General features: G+C 52.5%; 6 protein-coding genes. All 6 read right to left on the bottom strand.

Annotated features, from left to right (window positions below; all coding sequences use genetic code 11):
* Positions 1–609 precede the first annotated feature (609 nt).
* The 6 genes from B0G52_RS31665 to B0G52_RS31640 all read right to left on the bottom strand — a co-directional run bounded on the left by B0G52_RS31665 (position 610) and on the right by B0G52_RS31640 (position 6,725).
* The gene (locus tag B0G52_RS31665; protein WP_094050432.1) at positions 610–1,095 is read right to left on the bottom strand and encodes a hypothetical protein; all 486 of its coding nucleotides are present in this window, start codon (positions 1,093–1,095) and stop codon (positions 610–612) included.
* Positions 1,096–1,111: 16 nt separating this feature from the next.
* Positions 1,112–1,435: a hypothetical protein gene (locus B0G52_RS35435; protein ID WP_143762678.1), complete on the bottom strand. Its 324-nt coding sequence runs from the start codon at positions 1,433–1,435 to the stop codon at positions 1,112–1,114.
* Positions 1,436–1,813, bottom strand: coding sequence for a polymorphic toxin-type HINT domain-containing protein (locus B0G52_RS31660; protein WP_233163247.1), 378 nt, complete (start codon positions 1,811–1,813; stop codon positions 1,436–1,438). It abuts the gene before it with no gap.
* Positions 1,814–2,059: 246 nt separating this feature from the next.
* On the bottom strand, positions 2,060–2,635 hold the full coding sequence (locus B0G52_RS31655; protein WP_094050431.1) for a nitroreductase family protein: 576 nt from the start codon (positions 2,633–2,635) through the stop codon (positions 2,060–2,062).
* A gap of 443 nt (positions 2,636–3,078) precedes the next feature.
* On the bottom strand, positions 3,079–4,983 hold the full coding sequence (locus B0G52_RS31645; protein WP_094050429.1) for an ABC transporter ATP-binding protein: 1,905 nt from the start codon (positions 4,981–4,983) through the stop codon (positions 3,079–3,081).
* The gene (locus B0G52_RS31640) at positions 4,980–6,725 is read right to left on the bottom strand and encodes an ABC transporter ATP-binding protein (protein WP_094050428.1); all 1,746 of its coding nucleotides are present in this window, start codon (positions 6,723–6,725) and stop codon (positions 4,980–4,982) included. The genes B0G52_RS31645 and B0G52_RS31640 overlap by 4 nt, the downstream gene beginning before the upstream one ends.
* Positions 6,726–6,776 lie beyond the last annotated feature (51 nt).

The raw sequence follows: 6,776 nt of genomic DNA, 5'->3' as shown, positions 1-6,776 counted from the left end.
CAATCGTTGCCGAACACGTGCCGAATGCATCAGTCTTAATACTTAGCCTACGCCAGCTCCCACTGATCTCAAGGTGGGGGCTATTTGACGCTTACGATCATACCACCTCGCGCGAAGAGATTGAAGGCTCGTCGTCTCATCCCAATATTCACCGCTGTAGCGGAATGGATTTTCGACTGTCTCCTCCGCCACAGTCGGTTACCCCATAAATCATATAGCTGTTCAGCAGTGTGATTTCTTGCACATTCATTATCTATGGAGAAACCATGAGAAAGCGCAGGTAAGGTTTTAGAATCCAAATGCGTTGTATCTGATGATTTCAAGACTATGTCGAGGATGCAGATTGAGACAACAAGGTTATATTCTCAAGTATTTTATATGTGTGTACAGTTGTTTCGGAGAATTATCATACGGAGGTAAGGTTAAGTTCTTTCCTGACGTACCACCCGACTAATTCGGCACTGGGTGGGGATAAAAAGAAAGACTTTGAGGATTGCCGCCCCAAGGTCATAAGTTTATTTTCATTTCTATCCGATTCATTCCGCACTGGGTAAAGTAAAAGAAAAGACCTTGAAGATTCCCCTCAAGGTCTGAAATAGTTTTTCGCAATTATAGTTGATTTAATATTCGGATTGCTGGATTGAACTTGACGATTTCAGGCAAAATATGAGTGTGAAAATCTTCCTTTGATTTCACAGCAATACATAACACTTGTGAATCAACTGTTTCAATAACATAAAACACGTACTTCGAATTCTCAACTGAATCGCCAGCCTTTAATACAATACTTCTAAAGAAATTATCCAAACCTAATGCCCTTTGAATAGATTCAGTAGCTATGGTTCTATACCATAGTATCTTCTTAGATTCTAAAAAGGCAGGCTTTGAGTGTGGGAATATCCATTTATCCCCGACATAGTACTGGAGTGATTGCAAGTAACCTCTAGTCTCTTCCGATTCATACTTAAGATTTTCTTCAATTGCAGCAAATAATATCATATCATTTTCTCTTGGAAACAGGGACAACAATTGTGAAATTTCAATACTGCTCAGTCTGTTAATACCTTTTAGATAATATATTGCTTCATAATTCATTGATCCATATACACTCCTATGGTTGGAAATAGATATGTTCGTTCATTAACTTGGTTGTACCAAGTTCATACTTTTGAAAATGAGTCGGATAGTAATAACCAGTCTGAGCATTACTCGTATTATTACCTACATACTGTGGTTGATTATAGTGTATCTCGCCAATTGCTTTTCCATTTTTGTCGTAAACAATACTTTTGTTCATATCAAATGTCGGTTTTACTTGTCCTACAGTATAACCGTTGTTTTTCATAAAGTTATCCATAGAACCGTAGTTTTTAGTCCAGCCTTTCGTTTTTGATATATCAACTTGCATTACAAAATTACAGTTAGTATTATGCACTCAAATACCCAAATCCGTCACATAATACGTATGGAAGTCCGCAACCGTAAAGTTATAAACCATCGCCGGCTCGTCTAGCAAGACAAACTCTACTCTATCAATCGTCAGATTACTTCCATCAGCCTTTTGGAGTTTATCCCCCACCTTAAGCTCATCTGCGAAGACCCATCCTTTGCCTTCTACCCAAAACGGATGGTTATCTGTTGTCTCAATGAGCAGATCACCAATGTATAGTTTTATTATATCATTACGATAATTCGTATAAAGTGCCGTTACTTCCTTATAAGCCAATTCACCGTCAGGGTTATTCTCATCCTTGGCAAGAACCATATCTCCGACTTCAATGTCTTCGATATTCTTCTCACCTGCGTCTGTCATAACCTTAGTCCCGGCGACAAAGCAATTGCACAGCGACGCTCTTGGACAGATAAATCTACTTCTCTCCTTATTGAGAGTCTACGACCTTTAAAAGCCCACTTCGAACTCCATCGAAATTTCCTGTTTTATGGCTACGAAAAATCCCCTTCGACGGATTGCTGCACACTTTCTTCGCAGCGATCCATCGAAGGGGATCATCATTTTGCTAACAAGAAAATTTATGATTATTTTATCTCAATCGCCCGTTTAGCCTTCCAGCCAAGTCGTCTTCTCCGCGCCGGAAATTCGTGTTGCAGCCGGCTGGGGCATGTCTGGATAGCCAAGGTATACGAAGCCGACGAGTTCTTCTCGCTCATCAAGCTTAAACGCCGCCTTCATCTTAGGATGATACGTCGGAGCGCCCGTACGCCATACCGCGCCTAGCCCGTTGTCGTGAGCAGCTAGCAGCAGGTTCTGCACAGCTGCGTGCGCCGCGGCCAACTCCTCCTGCGGGATGACTCTTGGGTCATCGGAAGGCGAGCATACGACGGCAATAACGACTGGAGCACGAAGCGCTTTCGCCACTTCCGCTTCATGGCGCTTCGCGCGCTCTTCCTCCGTCAGATCGCTCCACCCTGCGGACGCGATATCCGCATAAGCTTCGCCGAGCGTCTTCCTGCCTTCACCGGTCATCACGATGAACCGCCAAGGCTCCGTCCTATGATGATTAGGCGCCCATACAGCCGCCTCGATCAGCTTCTCCACCAGCTCCCGGGGTACGGGATCACCTTTTACTTTGCCAATACTGCGCCTGCTGCGCACCACTTCTTCAAAACTTGCCATATCGCCTCTCACTTCTCCCCTCGAATAGCAAATACCCGACAATCTTCCAAAATCATAACATACTTGCCGGCAGACGAGAAATACGAGAGATAGATAATCGAAACTTTCACGCGCCAACTCCTCCCGTGCTCCTGACTGGAGGGGATAGCGAGAAAAGGAGCCAAAACTGGGCAGCTCCCCCCGCTTTCCTGACCCGAAGGGATATCGAGAAAAGGAGCCACAACTAGGCGACTCCTCCTTCCGCATTCCTGACCCGAAGGGACATCGAGAAAAGGAGCCGCAACTCGACGACTTCTTCCGTACTCCTGACCCAGGGGGATATCGAGAAAAGGAGCCACACTTAGGCGGCTCCTCCCCTCATTCCTGACCCGAAGGGATATCGGCAAAAGGCCGCGAAAAGGCAAACGTTATTCGCTGTGTCCCCAGTCCGCCGCGTATCCGAGTCACCCCACGCTGGCCTTGGCGCTGCCGCCGGTAAACTGGCTGTAGTACAGGTCGGCGTAGAAGCCGCCCTGGGCCAGCAGCTCGGCGTGCGTGCCCTTCTCGATAATGCTGCCGTGGTTCATAACGAGAATAAGGTCGGCATCCCGTATGGTGGACAGACGGTGCGCGATGACAAAGCTCGTTCTGCCTTTCATTAGCTCGTGCATCGCCTTCTGGATATGGACCTCCGTCCGCGTGTCGACGCTGCTCGTTGCCTCGTCGAGAATCAGGATGGCCGGATCGGCGAGAATGGCCCGCGCGATCGTCAGCAACTGCTTCTGCCCTTGCGACAGGTTGGACGCTTCCTCGTTGAGCACCGTGTCGTACCCCTCCGGCAGCGTGCGGATAAAATGGTCCGCATGCGCGGCCCTGGCCGCTTCGACGATCTCCCCCTCGGTCGCCCCGATGCGGCCGTACGCGATGTTGTCGCGGATCGTTCCGTTGAACAGCCACGTATCCTGCAGCACCATGCCGAACATGCTGCGCAGATGACCGCGCTTCATCCGGGTAATGTCCGCTCCGTCGATCGTGATGCTGCCTCCGTTCACTTCGTAGAAGCGCATGAGCAGGTTGACGAGCGTCGTCTTCCCGGCCCCCGTCGGACCGACGATCGCGACCGTCTGGCCGCTGCGAACGTCGATGTCCATGTTCTCGATCAGCATCGCGTCTTCCTTGTACCCGAAGTTTACGCCATGCATGGCCACGTCACCGCGCGGCGAAGCCAAGGAGACCGCCCGATCCGCCGACGCTTCCGGTATTTCCTCTGCCTCGTCCAGCAGCTCGAACACGCGCTCTGCCGAAGCGATCGTCGATTGGATCACATTCGCGATGTTGGCCGTCTGCACGAGCGGCATCGAGAATTGGCGGGCATATTGGATGAACGCCTGAATGTTCCCGATCGTAATCGAGCCCTTCGCCACCATGATTCCACCGACGACGCTGATGAACACGTAACCGACGTTGCTGACCATGTTCATGAGCGGCATAATATTCCCCGACACGAACTGCGCCTTCCAGCCCGACTCGTACAGGCGCTCGTTGATCCCGTCGAACTTGGCGACCGAATTTTCCTCTTGTCCGTACGCCTTGACGATCTTGTGGCCGGAATACATCTCCTCCACATGTCCGTTTAATTGGCCCAGTTCCATCTGCTGCGTCTTAAAATACTTCTGCGACCGGCTCGCCGCCCCGCGAATGACGATCATGGACAGCGGGAGCGTCAACAGCAAAATCAAAGTCAGCCAAGGGCTGATCGTCAGCATCATAATAATGACGCCGATAATGGTGATCAACGATGTGATCAGTTGAGTCAAGCTCTGCTGCAGCGTATTGCTGATATTGTCGACGTCGTTCACCGCCCGGCTCAGAATTTCCCCGTGCGTCCGTCCGTCGAAATATTTCAATGGCAGCTTGCCCAGCTTGTCATTCACTTCGTTGCGCAGGCCGTATACCGTCTTCTGCGCCACGCCGGCCATCAGAAATTGCTGAATATAGCTGAACACGGAGCTAATCAGGTACAGCGCCGCCAGGAACAAAACGATCTGCCAGATGCCCGGCAAGTCGAACGTCGCGTTCGGATCGCCCTGGATCTTACCCATCATGCCTGCGAACAGCTTGGTCGTCGCCTCTCCGAGCACCTTCGGACTGTAGATCGCGAACGCGGTGCTCAGAATCGCCGTAATCAGCACGGCGATCAGCTTCGCCCGCTGCGGGCGCAAGTATCCCATCAGCCTGCGCAATGTGCCTTTGAAATTTTTCGCCTTCTGCACGGGCATGCCCATGCCTCCCATGCCGCCGCCCATACCAGGCCCCATGCCGGGACCTCCCGGGCCTCTCCCCGGCGTCTTACCGCGCGATTCGCTCATGCGATCTCCTCCTCCGAAAGCTGCGAAGATACGATTTCCCGATACACTTCGCAGGTTGCCATCAGCTCTTGATGATTGCCGATTCCGGCAATTCGGCCATCGTCCAGCACAACGATTTGGTCCGCGTCCATGACCGTGCTCACGCGCTGCGCGACGATAATAACCGTTGCGTCGGTCGTCTCGCTTCGCAGAGCGGCTCTGAGCTTGGCGTCCGTCTTGAAGTCGAGCGCGGAGAAGCTGTCGTCGAACACGTAGATCGACGGTCTCCTGACCAGCGCGCGGGCGATGGACAAGCGCTGCTTCTGTCCGCCGGACAAGTTCGTCCCGCCTTGCGCGACCGGAGACGAATAACCCTCCGGCAGCTTCTCGATGAAATCCGACGCCTGCGCGATCGACGCCGCATGCCGTACCTCTTCGTCGGATGCTTCGTTTTTCCCGTACCGGATATTTTCCGACACCGTCCCCGTGAACAGCTGAGCCTTCTGAGGCACGAGACCGACCATCGCTCTCAGCTCCTCCACGGACCGCTCCCTCACGTCGACGCCGTCGATGCGCACGGCCCCTTCCTCCGCATCGTAAAATCTCGGAATCATGCTGATCAGCGTCGACTTCCCGGAGCCGGTTCCGCCGATGATCGCGGTCACTTCGCCGGGCGAACTGCGGAAGCTGATTCCGGAGATCGCCGGATTTTCCGCCCCCGGATATCGGAACGACACCCGGTCGAACTCCACTTCGCCGCGCTTGGAAACCGCCGACTGTCTCTCCCCCGCCGAAGGCTCAGCACCCTGTTCCGTACCGGACGCCTGAAGCTCCAGCACCTCGTTGATCCGTACTGCCGAAGCCGAAGCGCGTGGAACCATGACGAACATCATCGACACCATCAGCAGAGAAAACATAATCTGCATCGCGTATTGCAGGAACGCCATCAAATCTCCGACCTGCATATGGCCGCCGCTCACCCGCAGCCCGCCGAACCAGATGATCGCCAGCGAGGAGAAGTTCAGAATGAGCATCATCATCGGCATCATGAAAGCCATAATCTGGTTGACTTTGATCGCGGTCTGCGTCAAGTCGCCGTTCGCCTCGTCGAATCGTTTGCTTTCATGCTCCAGCCGATTGAACGAGCGAATGACGCGGATGCCCGTCAGCCCTTCGCGCAGCACCAGATTCAGCTTGTCGATCTTCTTCTGCATCACTTTGAAATACGGAATTCCTTTGCTCGCGATCAAATAGATGGTCAGCGCCAGCACGGGAAGCGCGCCCACGAATACGAGCGACAGCTGGGCGTCCTTGGAGATCGCCATAATCAGGCCGCCGATGCACATCATCGGAGCCATGACCATCATCCGCATCATCATGATCAGCACCGACTGCACCTGCGTAATATCGTTGGTCGTACGGGTGATGAGCGAGGCCGTGCCGATTTTGTCGAATTCCAGCAACGAGAAGCTCTCCACCTTCCGGAACGTCTTGCTGCGAACGTCCTTGCCGAATCCGGCGGCGATCCGCGCCGACAAATAGCTGGCCGCGATCGATACGAGCGTTCCTACGGCGGTGACCGCCAGCATGAACCCTCCGATCTTCCATATATAGGGAGTATCTCCCTTTACGACGCCGTCGTTCACGATGTCCGCCATCAGCGTCGGCAAGTACAGCTCGCTTAACGATTGCAGCAGCACCAGCGCCATTACCGCCGCGACCGCCCATCGGTAAGGCTTCAAATAACGAAACAGCTTCAACACTAGCCATCAACTCCGAGGTCTCAGAATAAAAGTCGTGCAATATGTAAAAGC

Source organism: Cohnella sp. SGD-V74, from assembly GCF_003001675.1.
GTDB lineage: Bacteria > Bacillota > Bacilli > Paenibacillales > Paenibacillaceae > Cohnella.
Note: the sequence above shows the minus strand (reverse complement) of the source record. Positions and strands in the feature narration are given on the sequence as shown.